We start from the raw sequence: 15,976 nt of genomic DNA, 5'->3' as shown, positions 1-15,976 counted from the left end.
ATTCCGCGCTGAAGCGACATAATCGGCCGGCGCTTGTCCACAGATTTTGTTGGCAAGCCTGTGGATATCCCGTCGATGCGGGCTGTAACGTCTTGATACAGATGGAGAATTTGCGCCGATGCCGCGGCGCGTCAATGCAGCGGCAGCGTGCCGCGATTCGTATGCGACGCGCGGCGCGAGCGCACCGCGCGATGCCGGTTCTCCACAGTTTGTGTTGGCAAGCTTGTGGATATCCTGCGCATCGCGCACGTAACGCATTGAGCGGACGGCGTTTTGCGATGTTTCTGAGGAAACGGGCAACGGCGCCGCGCGGCTCAATGGCGCTCGAGGCCGCCGCGCAGTTCGTTCGCCTTGTCGCGCAGCGCTTCGTAGCCCGAGCGCGCATGCTCGGGCAGGTCCGGGTCGCCGATCAGCGCGCCGAGCGTTTCGATCAGGCTGAACAGAATGCCCTTCGCGGCGCCGACCGCGATGCTCTGCGATTCGATCGACTTGTGCAGGTGGTCGACTGCCGCCTCGAGATTTTCGAGCTTGTGCTCGCCGTCATTCGGCCGGTTGTCGGTCGCCATCGTGTGCCTCCGCGTGGGTTCAAGGGTCATGTGTCGATTCTATGCCGCGCTGCGCGAACGTGGCGCGACATCGCGCCACGCCCGCGCGGCCGTCGCTACAGCACGGCGACGACGTTCACACGCCCCGGCTCCGACGCAGCCGCGACCACCTGCCCGTCGACGCGGCGGAACGTCAGCGAGACGCTTTCGTCGCCCACGCGCAGATCGTCGATGCGCAGCCACGAGACGCCTTCGGGCAGCGCCGGCCGCTCGACGCGCACTTCCAGGCGCGCCGCATCGATGCTGACGCCGAGACACGCCTGCAGCATCATGAACGGCGCACCTGCCGCCCACGCCTGCGGCAGGCACGCGACCGGATATGCGGTCGGCGGCTCGCCGCGCCGGCGCGGAAAGCCGCAGAACAGTTCCGGCAGCCGCATCTCGAAGCTCACGGCCGCCTCGAACAGCGCACCGAGCAGGTTCACCGCGGCCGTCTTGTCGCCGTAGCGCGCGAGCCCGCGCGCGATCAGCGCATTGTCGTGCGGCCACACGGACCCGTTGTGATACGCCATCGGATTGAAGCGCGGCTGGCCGGCCGCGAGCGTGCGCACGCCCCAGCCCGTCTGAAACAGCGTCGAGCCGAGCACGTCGGCAACCGCCGCGCCGCGCGCGTGTTCGGGCAGGCCGAACGCGAGCAGATGCCCGGCGTTCGAGGCGAGCACGCGGCACAGGTCGCCATGCCCGTCGAGCGCGATGCCGTAGAAGCCGGACTCCGGCATCCAGAACAACGCTTCGACCTGCTCGCGCAGCGTCTTTGCACGCAATGCGTAGCGCGTCGCATCGGCCGAGTGGCCGCGCCGCCGCGAGCACGCGGCCATCGCGTCGAGCGCCGCGCACGCATACGCCTGCACCTCGACGAGCGCGATCGGCCCGTCCGGGAAACGGCCGTCCGCGTGGAACACCGAATCGTGGCTGTCCTTCCAGCCCTGATTGGCGAGGCCGCGCTCCGACGTGCGCTGATAGTCGAGCAGCCCGTACGGATTGCGGTCGCACTTGTCGATGACCCAGCGCGCGGCGCTTTCGAGCGCGGGCCAGAGCTCGTCGATCAGCGCGTCGTCGCCCGTACGTTCGGCGTATGCGCCGGCGAGCACGATGAACAGCGGCGTGGTATCGACGCCGCCGTAGTAGAGCGCGAACGGCACTTCGCCGGTTGCCGCCATCTCGCTGCGGCGGAACTCGTGCATGATCTTGCCCGGCTCCGCATCGCGGAACGCGGACGTCTCGTGCGCCTGATGCGCGGCCAGAAAGCGCAGCACGCCGCGCGCGAGCGATGGCTGCAGCCACAGCATCTGCAGCGACGTGATGATCGCGTCGCGGCCGAACGGCGTCGAAAACCACGGAATGCCCGCATACGGGTACGGTCCCGTGTCGAGCTGCGTCGTCAGCAGCCCGAGATCGGCGAGCGAACGGTCGAGCCAGGCATCGAACAGCGGGTTGCCGGTCCGCACGCGCGCCATCGTCTCGCGCCGCGCGCGCATCGCGCGATGCACGCCGACCAGCGCCGTGCGCAGCGCGACGCGGCCGCAGCCCGGCGCTTCGCTCGGCCGCTCGCCGACGGTGGCCGCGACGGTCAGATAGATCGACACGCAGGCCTGCGCGGCGATCGTCAGCGTGTAGTCGGCGCGGTCGACCGACAGCGCGTCCGGCGCCGGCGAGAAATGCACGGTGACGTTGCGCTCGACGCCGTCGAGACCGTCGTAGCGCATCCGCACCGCGCCTTCGGCGACGCACGGCTCGGCAATCGTGCCGCGCTTCGGACGCGGCGTGCCGCGCACCTCGAACATGTCCTTGAAATCGGCCGCGAACGACAGCGACAGCGGCACTTCCGCTTCGGTCGCGCCGTAGTTGGTCAGCGTCAGCGCCTCGTAAAGCACGTCGCCTTCGAGCACGCGCATCCGCTCGATATGGATCACGCCCTCGGGCGTCTCGCGGCCGCCGAGCGGCGGCAGCGGGCGGTTCGTCAGGTGCGCGGTGAACGACGCGTTGTCCGCGCTCGTCGCGCCGGACAGCAGCGACGGCGCGCGGCCGCCGAACGTCAGCCGCCATGTCGACAGCACGCGCATGTCGTCGACGAACAGGCCGTCGTCGCGGCCGCCGATGTCGCCGAGCGCGTCGCTGACCACGAACGCGTCGCCGGATTTCAGGACGTACTGGTTGTTGCGCGCCGGCGCCTGTGCATCGGCTTCGGGCGCAATGAACACGGGGCCCGACGCTTGCGCCGGGGGAACAGGCGCGACTTGCGGCGCCTGGGTCGTCGTTGCTTCGTCGTGATTCGCCATCGATGCTCCTGTGTCGAAGCGCGACGCGCGGCGCACGTCGCGTGTTTCGCACAGGATAGGTCAGATCGATGCATGCGCGCAGCGTGCGTGGCCGTATCGCGACGCGCAGGCGCGCGCCGTCGGCCGCTTGAAAGACGCGCGACGGCCGCCGATTCCCGCGCCGCCCCGCGTGTGCGGCGTCAGCCGAGCGCGCGCACCGCGAGTCGCCCTCTCGCCTCGCCCGCGCCGCGCACGGCGCAAGTGGCGGGATCGTCGGCGATGCGGGCGTCCAGCCCCGTTTCGTCGCGCAGCAGCCGTTCGAGATCGGCGAGCAGCGCGCCGCCGCCCGTCAGCACGATGCCGCGATGCGCGATGTCCGTCACGAGTTCGGCCGGCGCGTTCTCGAGCACGGACTTCACGGTGCCGATCACCTGCTTGAGCGGCGCCGCGAGCGCGTCCGCGACATCGTGGTTCGACAGCTCGATCGCGCGCGGCAGGCCGTCCTCGACGCCGCGGCCGATCGCCGGCGCGGTCCGGCGCGGCACCGCGCGCGTCGCGGAGCCGATCGTCTTCTTCACGTGTTCGGCCGTCTGCTCGCCGAGCAGCACGCCGTGCAGGCCGCGCACATGGTTGATGATCGCTTCGTCGAACTGGTCGCCCCCGACGCGGATCGCTTCGCGATAGACGATCCCGCCGAGCGAGATCACCGCGACTTCGGTCGTGCCGCCGCCGATGTCGACGACCATCGAGCCGACCGGCTCGGTGACCGGCAGCCCCGCGCCGAGCGCCGCCGCGAGCGCCTCGTCGATCAGCGCGACTTCCGACACGCCGGCCGCGAACGCCGCCTCGCGCAGCGCGCGGCGCTCGACCGCCGTCGCATCGGACGGCACGCAGAGCGTCACCTCGATCCGGCGGCCGAACCGCGAGCGCGTGTCCGACATGTCGATGAACCGGCGAATCATCTGCCCGGCCGCGTGCGCGTCGGCGATCACGCCGTGCTGCATCGGCCGCACGGCCTCGATATGCGCCGGTTCGCGGCCGAGCAGCGCCTTGGCAAGCTCGCCGACCGCCGCGAGCGTCGAGCGCGACGCGGCGCCGCCCGCCTTGCGGAAGCAGACGACCGACGGCTGATTCAGCACGACGCCGCGATCGTGCGTATAGATTCGCGTGCTCGCCGTTCCCGGATCGATCGCAACGGGTTGCGCAAACAACTTTCCGAACAGCGGTGTCGACATATCGAGCCTTTGTAAACGAAGGGAGCGCGCGGCCGGCCCGCACGCGGCCGCTTCCCGGCATTAGCGGCAATTCGTTCCGATACTTTAGGCAATTCTGATGATTTTTTCGCGACGAAATGACCGGCAACGCGCGGCCGGCTGCGCCCGAGGTCCGGCCGCCGCTCACGCCGGGCGCGCAAAACACGTTAATCTCTCGGTCTCGCCTGCTCCCGGCAGGCCTCCGACGCCCGTTCCCGTCAGGTATTTCACAATGACAATGACAGCGACCGCCTCTTTCCGCCGGCCGGGGGTGCGCCACCTCTGCACGATGCTCGTCGCCCTCTGGTGCGCCACGGCCGCCGCGCAGCCGCTGCCCGCCGCGGGCACCGCCGCGACCGATTCCGGTTCCGCCTCCGCTGCCGCTTCGGCCGTTTCGGCCGCTTCCGCGCCGGCCGACGACGCGACGTCGCACGTCTGCGTCGCCGACGGCGGCCCGAGCGGCCGCCCGTCGATCGGCCTTGCGCTGTCCGGCGGCGGTGCGCGCGGCTATGCCCATCTGGGCGTCCTGAAGGTGCTCGAGGACAACCGCATTCCGATCGACTGCATCGCCGGCACGAGCATGGGGGCGGTCGTCGGCGGGCTATATGCGAGCGGGATGCCGGCCGAAGACATGCAGAAACGGCTGTCGCAGATCGATCTCGCCGACATCGCGTTCGACGTGACCGAGCGCGCGGACCTGCCGCAAAGCCGCCGCGAGGACGAACGCTATTACATCAACGGGCTCACGCTCGGTTTCGGCGCGAAAGGCGTGAAGGCGCCGGCCGGCCTCGTGCAGGGCAACCGGCTGCAGGCGCTGCTCGCGGACTGGACCGCCGCGGTGCCGACCAACCAGCCGTTCGACCGGCTGCCGATCCCGTATCGCGCGGTCGCGACCGACCTGCAGACCGGCCAGATGGTCGTGCTCGACCACGGTTCGCTGCCGCTCGCGATCCGCGCGAGCATGGCGATGCCGGGCCTGTTCGCGCCGGCCGAGATCAACGGGCGCGCGCTCGTCGACGGCGGGCTCGTCAGCAACCTGCCCGTCGACACCGCGCGGCGCATGGGCGCGGACGTCGTGATCGCCGTCGACATCGGCTCGCCGCTGCGCCCGCTCGATGCACTCGCCTCGCCTGCGGACGTGATGCAGCAGATGGTCGGCATCCTGATCCGGCAGAACGTGACGTCGCAGCGCAAGCAGCTGCACGCGCAGGACGTGCTGCTCACGCCCGACCTCGGCACGATCGCGTTCACCGATTTCCAGAGCGCGAACCAGGCGATCGCCGCCGGGGCGGCCGCCGCCACCGCCGCGCTGCCGCGGCTCAAACGATTCGCGCTGTCGCCCGCCGACTATGCGGCCTACCGGTCCGCGCACGCGCAGCCGCTGCCGCCGCCGATCCGGATCACGCGCATCGACATCAAGACGAGCGGCGGCGTGCCCAAGCGCGTCGTCAGCGACGCGCTGCACGTGAAGCGCGGCGACATCTACGATCCGAAGCAAGTCAGCCAGGACCTGCTCGCGCTGACGACGGGCGGCAACTTCGAAAGCGTCACGCAGCAGATCGTGAGCCGCGGCGACGACAACGTGCTCGAGATCAACGCGCGGGAAAAATACTGGGGGCCGAATTTCCTGCTGTTCGGCCTCGGCATGTCGAGCAGCTCGACCGACGAGGGCGGCTTCCGCCTGCATGTCGGCTACCGGCGGCCGTGGCTCACCGAATCGGGTCTCGAGTTCCGCGCGGATACGACGATCGGCAGCGACCTGCAGTCGGCGCGCGTCGAACTGCGCCAGCCGTTGCCGGGCGCCTACGGTCTCTATATTTCGCCCTATGCGGAATACCAGCGCCGCTACGTCAACCTGTACGACGACAGCGGCGAAGTGAAGCTGAACCAGTACCTGATGCAGACGACACGCACGGGGCTCGACTTCGGGTTGCCGATCGCGCGGCTCGGCGACTTCCGGATGGGCATCGGCTATGTCACCGGGCACGGCTCGCCGAACTACAACCTGCCGATCGACGACACGAGCGGGTCGCTGTTCTGGCCGACCTTCTCGTCGCAGGCGCTGACCGCGCGCGCGCGGCTCGTCATCGATCAGCTCGACGATCCGATGTTCCCGCGCCGCGGCTACTTCACCGAATTGCGCGTCGAACGCTCGCTGTGGTCGCACAACAGCCAGTCCACGCAGGAATTCGGCGACGGGATCTCCAACACGCCCTACACCGAGATCTACGGCAAGGCGATGATTGCGCAGCAGTTCGGCCGGCACAGCGTCAGCGCGACGATCGAGGGCGGCAAGAGCATCGGCGGCACCAACCTGATCAACGCGTTCAACTTCACGCTCGGCGGGTTCCAGCATCTGGCCGCGTATGCGGCCGACCAGCTGACCGGCAACGAGCTCGCGTACGGCAACGTGACCTACATGAATCAGCTGATGACGTTCAACGCGTCGCCGATCAAGGCGCTGTCGGTCGGCGCGAGCGCGGAAGTCGGCAACGTGTGGTCGAGCGGCGTGCAGGTCGGCGGCGGCGTGCTCAAGCAGAGCTATACGTTCTTCACGAGCCTGTCGACGGCGTTCGGCCCGCTGTACATGGGCGTCGCGCTCGCGCCGGGCGGCCGGCGCAACATCTATCTGCAGCTCGGCCGCACCTACTGACGTGCGGACGGTGCGGCGAGAACGGGTAGCCGGCCGGCACCCGTTCTCGCCGGCCGCTCGCTATGCAGAGCGCGCCGCGCGCGTGCACAACCGTGCGAGCCCGATCGCATTCTTCACGTCGAGCTTCTCGAATACCCGCGCGCGGTGCACCTCGACGGTCCGGACGCTGATGCGCAGCGCGTCGGCGATTTCGCGGTTCGTGCAGCCGGCGACGATTCGTTCGGCGATCGCGCGCTCGCGCGGCGTCAGGTTCGCGAACCGCTCGTCGGGCGTCGCTTCGGGCGGCGCCGCGTGCGCGTAGGCATGATCGAGCCCGGCGACCACGCGGTCGACCAGCCGGTTGTCGGAGAACGGCTTTTCGAGGAAATCGTAGGCGCCGGCCCGCAACGCATCGACCGCCATCGGAATGTCGCCGTGCCCGGTCAGGAACACCACTGCATGATGCGCGCCGAGCCCCGCGTCGCGCAGTTGCGCGAACAGCTCGAAACCGCTCATTCCCGGCATCCGGACATCGATCAGCAGGCACGCGGGCGCACGAGCGAGCGCGTCTTCGCGCCATGCATCAAGGAATGCGCGCGCATCGCCGAACGCTCGCGCGGCCAGCCCGCGCGAACGGAACAGCGCGTCGAGCGCATCGCGAATGACGTCGTCGTCGTCGATCAGGTAGAGATTCCGCATGACTCTTCGGTAATCCGCAAGTCGAAGTAGAAACACGCGCCGTCGCCGGACGGCGCGTAGCGCAAACGCGAATGCATCGTCTCGAGCGCCGAGCGGCAAACCGCGATGCCCATCCCCATGCCGTCCGGCTTGGTCGTGAAGAACGGCCGCTCCAGCGCGTCGCGCGCTTCGTCGGGCAGCCCGCGACCGCGATCGCGCACGCCGATCCGCACGACGGCCGGATCGCCGTCCGACGCCGCGATCCGTTCCGCGCGGATCAGCACGATCCGCTCGGCCGCCGGCAAGTGCGCCATCGCGTCGAACGCATTGCGCGTGAGATTCAGCAGCACCTGTTCGAGCAGCACGCGATCGGCCAGCACCGACGGCAACGCGGGTTCCAGCACCGTGTCGACGCGTTCGCCCGAGCGGCTGGTCTGCAACTGCACGAGCGGCAGCAGGCCGGTGATCACCGCATCGGGCGCGACCGGCCCGAGCGACGGCGTGGTCTTGCGCACGAACTGCTGAACCCGCCGGATGATCTGGCCGGCCCGCTCGACCTGGTGCCGCCCCTTCGCGAGCAGTTCGCGCGGGCCGCCGGCATCGTCCAGCGGCGCGTCGCCCGTCATCAGGTTCAACGCCGCGGTGCAGTAGCTGTTGGCCGCGGCGAGCGGCTGGTTCAGTTCGTGCGCGAGCGCGGACGCCATCTCTCCCATCGTCATCACTCGCGACATGTGATGGAGCTGCTCGTTCTGCGTGCGCTGCAGTTCCTGCGTGCGCTTCTGCTCGCTGATGTCGACGATCGACGCGGTCCAGCCGACCTGCCGGCCGGTGCCGTCGCGCAGCGGCGCCTCGTTGATCAGCACCGTCAGTCGCTCGCCGTCGCGGCGCAGGAACACCGATTCGTACGCGTGACGCGGCAGCGTGCCCGACAGCAGCTGCGCGTGGCGCTGCGACGAGCGCTCGGAGAACTCGGGTGCCCAGTACGGCATCGGCGGCGCGCAGCCGATCAGTTCGTCCGCGCGATAACCGACCATCTCGCAGAACGCGGCGTTCACGTAGGTAATGCGGCCGTCGAGATCGCGCGTGCGCAGGCCGGACACCAGCGAGTCCTCCATCGCCTGGCGCAGCGCCTGCTGCTCGCGCAGCGCATATTCGGCGCGAGCGCGGCGCACCAGGTCGCGCCACAGCCGCCAGACCGACCAGGCCAGCAGCAGCGACAACGCCGCGACGGCGCCGCTCAGCAGGTTCGGCACCAGGTACGGCGGCCCGCGCGTGCTGTTCGCTTCGAGGTAGAACGTCTGATCGGCAAAGCCGACTTCGATGCGGTGCGTGTAGACGCCGCGGCCCTCGACACGCGGATCGTGCACCGCGATCAGGTCGCCGCGCGGATCGGTCAGCGTGATCGCATTCTCATGCGCGAACCACCACGGTAGCGTCGCCGTCAGCAGCCGCTCGATCGACACGAGCGCGGCCATCGCGCGGCCCGCGCCGCCCGGCGTCGGCACGACGAGCAATGCGACGCGCGGCGTGCCCGCCCGTGCGTCCGCAAGCGATGCGACCGGACGGCCGAGCCGCCGCGCGCGCTCGGCCGTATCGCGCCATTCCGCGGCGGCCGCGTCGTGCGATATCGCGGCGCCCGCGGGGCCGCCGGGAAAGCACTGCATCGCGGCGAGCGCGCGTTCGAGCCGGCATAGCACGACGACTTCGGGGCTGCGCTGCAGCAACTCCGCCGCGCGCCGCATGAACAGGTCCGGCGCGGGATCGGCCGCGAGATCCGTGCCGACGATCTGCATCGCCTCGGCAAGCCGCTGCGCCTCGAAGCCGAGCGACTGCTGCGCCCATAGCGTGTCCGAAATCAGCTGCTCGTGACGCTGCGCGCGTTCGAAGCGCATCGCAAGCAACGGCGCCGCAAATGCGCCCGCGACGATCAGCCCGATCGCGGCGAACGGCAACAGCACGCGCCAGCGCTGCTGCGCGAAACGGCCGGGCGCGCCGGCGCCGTTCGACATGCCCGTCGCAGGTGCCGCTTCCGAATGTGGGAAGTACGTATTGTCCGACATGCATCGAAAACCGAGACTGGGCGCCACCTGCCGACCGTGCAGGCAAGCATTCAACGAGGAGACAAACCATGAACCTGCGCCGTGTTGTCACGGGCCTGTGCCTGTCCGCCTTCGCGCTCACCGCGGCCGCGCAGCAGCCGATCGTCATCAAGTTCAGTCATGTCGTGGCCGCCGACACGCCGAAGGGCAAGGCGGCCGACTACTTCAAGAAGCTCGCCGAAACGCGCACCAACGGACGCGTCAAGGTGGAGGTCTATCCGAACAGTCAGCTGTACAAGGATAAGGAGGAACTGGAGGCGCTGCAACTCGGGTCGGTCCAGATGCTCGCGCCTTCGCTCGCGAAGTTCGGCCCGCTCGGTGCGAAGGAATTCGAACTGTTCGATCTGCCCTATCTGTTCGACAGCTACGACGCGCTGCACAAGGTCACCGACGGTCCCGTCGGCAAGCGGCTCATGGCCAAGCTCGAATCGAAGGGGATCACAGGCCTCGCTTACTGGGACAACGGCTTCAAGGTAATGAGCGCGAACCGGCCGCTGCGCGAGCCGGCCGATTTCCGCGGCCTGAAGATGCGGATCCAGTCGTCGAAGGTGCTCGATGCGCAGTTCCGCGCATTGAATGCGATTCCGCAGGTGATGGCGTTCTCCGAGGTCTATCAGGGCTTGCAGACGGGCGTGGTGGACGGCACCGAGAACACGCCGTCGAACCTGTACACGCAGCGGATGAACGAGGTGCAGAAGTATGTGACGGTCTCCAATCACGGCTATATCGGCTATGCGGTAATCGTCAATCGCAAGTTCTGGAGCGGGCTGCCCGACGACGTGCGGACCGCGCTCGAAGGCGCGATGCGCGACGCGACGCGCTACGCGAACGAGATCGCGAAACGCGAGAACGACGACGCGCTCGCAAAGATCAAGGCGACCGGCAAGACCGAACTGATTTCGCTGACGCCCGCGCAGACCGCTGACTGGAAGAAGGCGTTGTCGAAGGTGCATCGCGACCAGGAACAGCGGATCGGCGCGGATCTCGTGCGCGACGTGTACCGCGCGACCGGCCAGTCGATGTAGCCGTCGCGAGGGCTGCCGCCATGAAACTGCTCGACCGCCTCGAGGAATGGCTGATCGCGACGCTGATGGGCGTGGCGACGCTCGTGATCTTCGTCGCCGTGATGCATCGCTACGCGTCCGGCATCGCGATTCCGTATCTGCAGGACTGGCTGCTCGCGCTCGATCTGAGCTGGGCGCAGGAGCTCTGCATCTACCTGTTCGTGTGGATGGCCAAGTTCGGTGCGGCCTATGGCGTGCGCACCGGCATCCATGTCGGCGTCGACGTGATGATCAACCGGCTGCAGCCGCCCGCGCGGCGCGTGTGCATCGTGTTCGGGCTGCTGGCCGGCGCGCTGTTCACCGGCGTGGTCGGCACGCTCGGCGCGCGTTTCGTCTGGGCACTCGCGCAAACCGACCAGGTGTCGCCCGATCTCGAACTGCCGCGCTGGATCGTGTTTCTGTGCGTGCCGCTCGGCTCATACCTGATGTGCTTCCGCTTCCTGCAGGTTGCGCTGCACTTCCTGCGCAGCGGCGAGCTGCCGAAACACGATCATGCGCAGGTCGACGGGCTCGATGCGCCCGCGCCGTCCACGCCCGTTCCGCAAGGAGTGCAGTCATGAGCCAGAGCCAGCCGCTCGCCGCGCCCGCGGTCGGCAATCCGCGCGTCACGCGCGTCATCTTCGGCATCGTCGTCGTACTGCTCGGCGCGCTGCTCGTCGGATTCGGCAAGAGCGCGTTCATCTTCTGCCTGCTGATCGGGCTGCTGCTGACCGGCATGCCGGTGTCGATCGCGCTCGGCCTGACGGTACTCACCTACCTGTTCACGATGACCGCCGTGCCGATCGAATCGGTCGCGCTGAAGCTGTTTACCGGCATCGAGAACTTCGAGATCATGGCGATCCCGTTCTTCATCCTCGCGGGCGGCTTCCTGACGCATGGCGGCGTCGCCCGGCGGATGATCGCGTTCGCGACCAGCATCGTCGGTCACATGCATGGCGGCCTCGGGCTGGCCGGCGTGCTCGCGTGCGCGATGTTCGCGGCGATTTCCGGTTCGAGCCCGGCGACCGTGATGGCGATCGGCTCCATCCTGCTGCCGGCGATGGTCCGCCAGGGATTCCCGAACCGCTTCGGCGCCGGCGTGATCGCCACCTCCGGTTCGCTCGGCATCCTGATTCCGCCGTCGATCGTGATGGTGCTGTACTCGGTGTCCACCAACACGTCGGTCGGCGACCTGTTTCTCGCCGGCGTCGTGCCGGGCATCCTGCTCGCGCTGCTGCTCGGCTTCGTGACCTGGTTCATCGCGCGCCGCAACGGCTATCCGCGCTTTCGCGAATTCGACGGCTACGGCCCGCTCGCGGCGACCGGCCACGCGCTGTGGGGCCTGCTGCTCTGCGTCGCGTTCTCCGTCGTGCCGCCCGCGGTGCTGATCGGGCTGCTCTACCTGCTGCTGCGCGCCGCCGCGCCCGGCCTCGCGGCCGGCATCGGGCTGATCGGCGTCGCGGTGGCGCTCGCGTGGCTGTACGTCGCCTACCGCGTCGGCCGGCGCTTTACGCACCCGACGCTGCTGCGCGCCGAGGCGCAACGGGTCTGGACCACCTACTGGGAAAGCGTGTGGGGGCTGCTGCTGATCGTGGTCGTGATGGGCGGCATCTATTCGGGCGTCTTCACGCCGACCGAGGCCGCCGCAATGAGCGCCGTCTACGCGTTCCTCGTGTCGACGTGCGTCTACGGCGACCTGCCGCTCAGGCGCGTGCCGAAGGTGCTGCTCGACTCGGCCAGCATGAGCGCAATGCTGCTCTACATCATCACCAACGCGGTGCTGTTCTCGTTCCTGATGACTTCGGAGAACATCCCGCAGCAGATGGCGAGCTGGATCCTCGACCAGGGGCTCGGCCCGATCGGCTTCCTGCTCGTCGTGAACGTGCTACTGCTGATGGCCGGCAACGTGATGGAGCCGTCGTCGATCGTGCTGATCATGGCGCCGATCCTGTTCCCCGTCGCGCGCCAGCTCGGCATCGATCCGATTCACTTCGGCATTTTGATGGTCGTGAACATGGAAGTCGGCATGTGCCATCCGCCTGTCGGACTCAACCTGTACGTGGCGAGCGGCATCACGCGGATGGGCATTACCGAGCTGACCGTCGCGGTCGCGCCGTGGCTCGCCGCAATGCTCGGCTTCCTGCTGCTCGTGACCTACGTGCCGGCGATCTCGCTGTGGCTGCCGGGGCTGATGCGGTGACGCATCCCACGCGTGCGCCAAAGCGGCGGGGGCGGCGGCCGCCGTCTAGATCGGCCAGCTGATCTCGAAGCGCGCGCCGCCGAGCTCGAGCGGATCGACGACCGCGATCCGCCCGTTGTGCGCGTGCAGCACCTGCCGCGAAATTGCGAGCCCGAGCCCGTAGCCGCCCGTACGGCGGTCGAGCCGCACGAACGCGTCGAAGATGCGCTCGCGTTCGTTCTCGGGGACACCGGGGCCGTCGTCCTCGACGAACACCGCGATATTGCCGTGACGCAGTGCGATCCCGACGATGATCCGCGACGCCGCGTACTTGCTCGCATTGCGCAGCAGATTGCGCATCGCGTACGACATCAGCCGCCGGTCCATCTTCACGCGAAGATCCGACTCGATCGCGATCCGCGATTCGATCGTCCGCTCCGGATAGAGCAGCTGCGCATCGCTCACCTGGTGCTCGAACCACGCGACGAGCGCGGTCATCTCGAGATTCGACTGCAGCGAACTGTATTCGAGGCGTGCGTAGGTGAGGCTCATGTCGATCAGTTCGTCGAGCTCGGTCACGTCCTGCGCGATGCTGTCGAGTGCGCTGCGGTACTCGGCTTCGGAACCCGGCTCGCGCAGCATCTCAAGCGCGAAACGCACGCGCGCGAGCGGCGTGCGCAATTCGTGCGAAATGCCGTTCGTCAGATCGCGCTGTGCGGCGATCAGGCGTTCCATCCGCATCGCGAGCGCATTCAGCGTACGTGCGAGCGGACCGATGATCACGCTGCGCGATTCGCGTGCGCGCGTGTTGAAGCGACCGCCCGTAAAGTCGATCGCGCGTTCGCGCACCATCACGAGATCCGACCAGACCGGCCGCATCCATCGGTATGCGGCGAGCGCCGGCGCGACGAACACGAACGCGAGCACGATCCAGATGTCGCCCGGCAGCGCGTCGAACGAATGCCACACGACTTCCGGCGACAGCACGATGCACAACGCAAGCGCCGGCACGAGCGCGGTCAGCAGCACGAGGCCAAGCAGATGCAGATAAGTCCGCAGGTAGAGGCGCGACCAGCTCGGGATGCGATCCGAGCGCGTGTCGGTCCACGCGCGGCGGAAATGCAGCCAGCGCCATTTGATGTAGCGCAGCGGCGACAGCCGCGGCGCATTCGGTTGCGAGCGCGACTTGTGGATCATCGCGGCACCCCGCCGTCGCTGCCGGACGCAGCCGCCGCACGCCGACGCACGTTCATGGGAAAACGCACCCTCACTCCCATGCGTGCTTGCTGAACTGGTAACCCTTGCTGCGGATCGTCTTGATCCGCTGCGGGTTGCTCGCGTCGTCGCGCAGCTTGCGACGCAGCTTCGAGATGCGGCCGTCGATCGTCCGGTCGAGCCCGTCGAATTCGACGCCGCGCAACTGCAGCATCAGGTCGTCGCGGCTCACCACTTCGCCCGCACGGCAGACCAGCACCCACAGCAGGTCGAATTCCGCCGAGGTCAGATCGGGCGTGCTGCCGTCGGGCAGCACGACGCTGCGGTCGGTGCGGTCGATCGAGAACTTGCCGAACGTATAGCGCTCCGGCTGCGGGGCGCCTTCCGCGACACGCGCGGGCGCGCGGCGCAATTGCGCCTTGATGCGTGCGAGCAGGATGCGCGGCTCGACCGGCTTGTGCACGTAATCGTCGGCGCCGATCTCGAGGCCGAGCAGTTCGTCGAACGGCTCGTCGCGCGCCGTCACCATGATGATGACGCCGTCGTAGTGCTGACGCGCGTCGCGGCAGATCTCGAAGCCGTCCTTGCCGGGCAGGTTCACGTCGAGAATGACGAGATCCGGGCGCGTGGACAGGATCGCCGGCACCGCGGCATCGCCGTGCAGCACAGTGTCGACTTCATAGTCGTTCTTGCGCAGATAGCCGGCGATCAGCGTGGACAGGCGGACGTCGTCTTCGACGAGCAGGATGCGGAAAGACATGGGTAACGGTGAATTCGTACGGGGAAACCGCGGCGGTGCGGACGGCGCCCGCTGCCGGCCGGCGGCCGAAACGTACCGCATGATACTGCGCTTGAGGACCGCCGGTGACGCGATCGGCAAAATCGGGGACAGGCGGCGCGACGCCGGCCTGCTTGACGAATCGACGCCGAAACGGTTCCATACGGGCTCGCCGGAATCCGGGCGGCGCGCCGCCCTTGCCTGATCTGATGAACTACCAACCGATTCTCGAACGCATCCATACCGAACTCGCCCCCTGGATCGGCCAGGGGCGCGTGGCCGACTACATTCCCGAGCTCGCGAAAGTGCCCGCCGACAAGTTCGGGATGGCGGTCGTCACGCTCGACGGCAACGTTTACACGGTCGGCGACGCGCAGGAGCGCTTCTCGATCCAGAGCATTTCGAAGCTGTTCGCGTGCACGCTCGCGTTCCAGCTGCTCGGCGATGCGCTGTGGGAACGCGTCGGCCGGGAACCGTCCGGCACCGCGTTCAATTCGCTCGTGCAGCTCGAAAGCGAGCGCGGCAAGCCGCGCAATCCGTTCATCAATGCGGGCGCGCTCGTCGTCACCGACGTGCTGTGCCGCCGCTTCGTGAAGGCCGAAACCGCGCTCGTCGAATTCGTGCGGCGGCTGATCGGCGCGAACGACATCGACTACGATTCGCGCGTCGCGCTGTCGGAGCTGCAGCATGCGGAGCGCAATCGCGCGATGGCGCATTTCATGGCGAGCTTCGGCAACATGCAGATGCCGCCGGAAACGGTCGTCGATGCGTATTGCCGCCAGTGTGCGATCACGATGAACTGCGTCGAGCTCGCGCGCGCCGCGTTGTTTCTTGCGAACGGGGGCGTGGCGCCTGCGACCGGGGAGCGGATCGTCGATCCGAGTTCGGCGAAACGGCTGTCGGCGCTGATGCTGACCTGTGGCACTTATGACGCGGCCGGGGATTTCGTCTATCGCGTCGGGCTGCCGGCGAAGAGCGGCGTCGGCGGCGGGATCGTTGCGGTGCTGCCCGGCGAGATGGCGGTCTGCGTGTGGGCGCCGGGGCTCGATGCGAACGGGAATTCGTTGGCGGGGACGTTGGCGTTGGAGTGGTTGACGACTTATTCGGGAAGGTCGATTTTTTGAGGGGGTGAAGTCGGGCGTGCCTTATCTGCCGCAGCGGCGGCAGATTTGCATGGGCGCGCATGGGCCTGTCAGGAATTTTGTGTTTAAGGCATAACATGCTCCCAAGGAGAGT

The 15,976-nt window shown here is 68.1% G+C and carries 13 protein-coding genes; 6 read left to right on the top strand and 7 right to left on the bottom strand.

The window, feature by feature from the left end; translation table 11 throughout:
• Positions 1-314 precede the first annotated feature (314 nt).
• From ACSHSS_RS22500 to ACSHSS_RS22490, 3 genes are all read right to left on the bottom strand, one after another.
• Positions 315-566, bottom strand: coding sequence for a hypothetical protein (locus ACSHSS_RS22500; RefSeq protein ID WP_006412444.1), 252 nt, complete (start codon positions 564-566; stop codon positions 315-317).
• Between the two features lie 95 nt (positions 567-661).
• Positions 662-2,884 carry an amylo-alpha-1,6-glucosidase gene (locus tag ACSHSS_RS22495; protein WP_006412455.1) on the bottom strand — a complete coding sequence of 741 codons (2,223 nt, stop codon included), beginning with the start codon at positions 2,882-2,884 and terminating at the stop codon, positions 662-664.
• Between the two features lie 179 nt (positions 2,885-3,063).
• A complete protein-coding gene (locus tag ACSHSS_RS22490; protein ID WP_006412496.1) occupies positions 3,064-4,098 on the bottom strand; it encodes a rod shape-determining protein in 1,035 nt (344 codons plus the stop codon).
• Positions 4,099-4,354: 256 nt separating this feature from the next.
• On the opposite strand from ACSHSS_RS22490, the gene ACSHSS_RS22485 reads away from it, so the two are divergent.
• A complete protein-coding gene (locus ACSHSS_RS22485) occupies positions 4,355-6,769 on the top strand; it encodes a patatin-like phospholipase family protein (RefSeq protein WP_217031565.1) in 2,415 nt (804 codons plus the stop codon).
• A 60-nt stretch (positions 6,770-6,829) separates the two neighbouring features.
• On the opposite strand, the gene ACSHSS_RS22480 is transcribed toward ACSHSS_RS22485, so the two are convergent.
• Together ACSHSS_RS22480 and ACSHSS_RS22475 are read right to left on the bottom strand one after the other, a co-directional pair.
• Complete coding sequence (locus ACSHSS_RS22480; protein ID WP_006412503.1) at positions 6,830-7,447, bottom strand: response regulator transcription factor; 618 nt, start codon at positions 7,445-7,447, stop codon at positions 6,830-6,832.
• Positions 7,429-9,486, bottom strand: a complete 2,058-nt coding sequence (locus ACSHSS_RS22475) for a sensor histidine kinase (protein ID WP_006412504.1) — start codon at positions 9,484-9,486, stop codon at positions 7,429-7,431. The genes ACSHSS_RS22480 and ACSHSS_RS22475 overlap by 19 nt, the downstream gene beginning before the upstream one ends.
• A gap of 68 nt (positions 9,487-9,554) precedes the next feature.
• Between ACSHSS_RS22475 and ACSHSS_RS22470 the strand changes: the two genes are divergently transcribed.
• From ACSHSS_RS22470 to ACSHSS_RS22460, 3 genes are read left to right on the top strand one after another with little or no spacing between them, the layout of a single operon-like run.
• Positions 9,555-10,550, top strand: coding sequence for a TRAP transporter substrate-binding protein (locus tag ACSHSS_RS22470; RefSeq protein WP_006412508.1), 996 nt, complete (start codon positions 9,555-9,557; stop codon positions 10,548-10,550).
• A 20-nt stretch (positions 10,551-10,570) separates the two neighbouring features.
• Entirely contained in the window at positions 10,571-11,149 is a 579-nt protein-coding gene (locus tag ACSHSS_RS22465; RefSeq protein WP_006412457.1) for a TRAP transporter small permease, read from the top strand.
• Positions 11,146-12,768: a TRAP transporter large permease gene (locus tag ACSHSS_RS22460; RefSeq protein WP_006412456.1), complete on the top strand. Its 1,623-nt coding sequence runs from the start codon at positions 11,146-11,148 to the stop codon at positions 12,766-12,768. Before ACSHSS_RS22465 ends, ACSHSS_RS22460 begins: the two co-directional genes overlap by 4 nt.
• A 45-nt stretch (positions 12,769-12,813) precedes the next feature.
• On the opposite strand, the gene ACSHSS_RS22455 is transcribed toward ACSHSS_RS22460, so the two are convergent.
• Complete coding sequence (locus tag ACSHSS_RS22455) at positions 12,814-13,944, bottom strand: ATP-binding protein (RefSeq protein WP_006412463.1); 1,131 nt, start codon at positions 13,942-13,944, stop codon at positions 12,814-12,816.
• Positions 13,945-14,014: 70 nt separating this feature from the next.
• Positions 14,015-14,722 (bottom strand): response regulator, encoded by a 708-nt coding sequence (locus ACSHSS_RS22450; RefSeq protein WP_006396502.1) that lies wholly within the window; start codon positions 14,720-14,722, stop codon positions 14,015-14,017.
• Here ACSHSS_RS22450 and ACSHSS_RS22445 point away from each other — a divergent pair.
• Complete coding sequence (locus ACSHSS_RS22445) at positions 14,721-14,945, top strand: hypothetical protein (protein ID WP_043280370.1); 225 nt, start codon at positions 14,721-14,723, stop codon at positions 14,943-14,945. The genes ACSHSS_RS22450 and ACSHSS_RS22445 overlap by 2 nt on opposite strands.
• Positions 14,946-14,949: 4 nt before the next feature.
• Positions 14,950-15,864, top strand: coding sequence for a glutaminase (locus tag ACSHSS_RS22440; RefSeq protein WP_012216553.1), 915 nt, complete (start codon positions 14,950-14,952; stop codon positions 15,862-15,864).
• Positions 15,865-15,976: the final 112 nt, after the last annotated feature.

The sequence above is a fragment of the Burkholderia sp. BC1 genome (assembly GCF_052683555.1).
The sequence above is the reverse complement of the archived record's forward strand: the minus strand, read 5'-3'. Positions and strand labels throughout refer to the sequence as shown.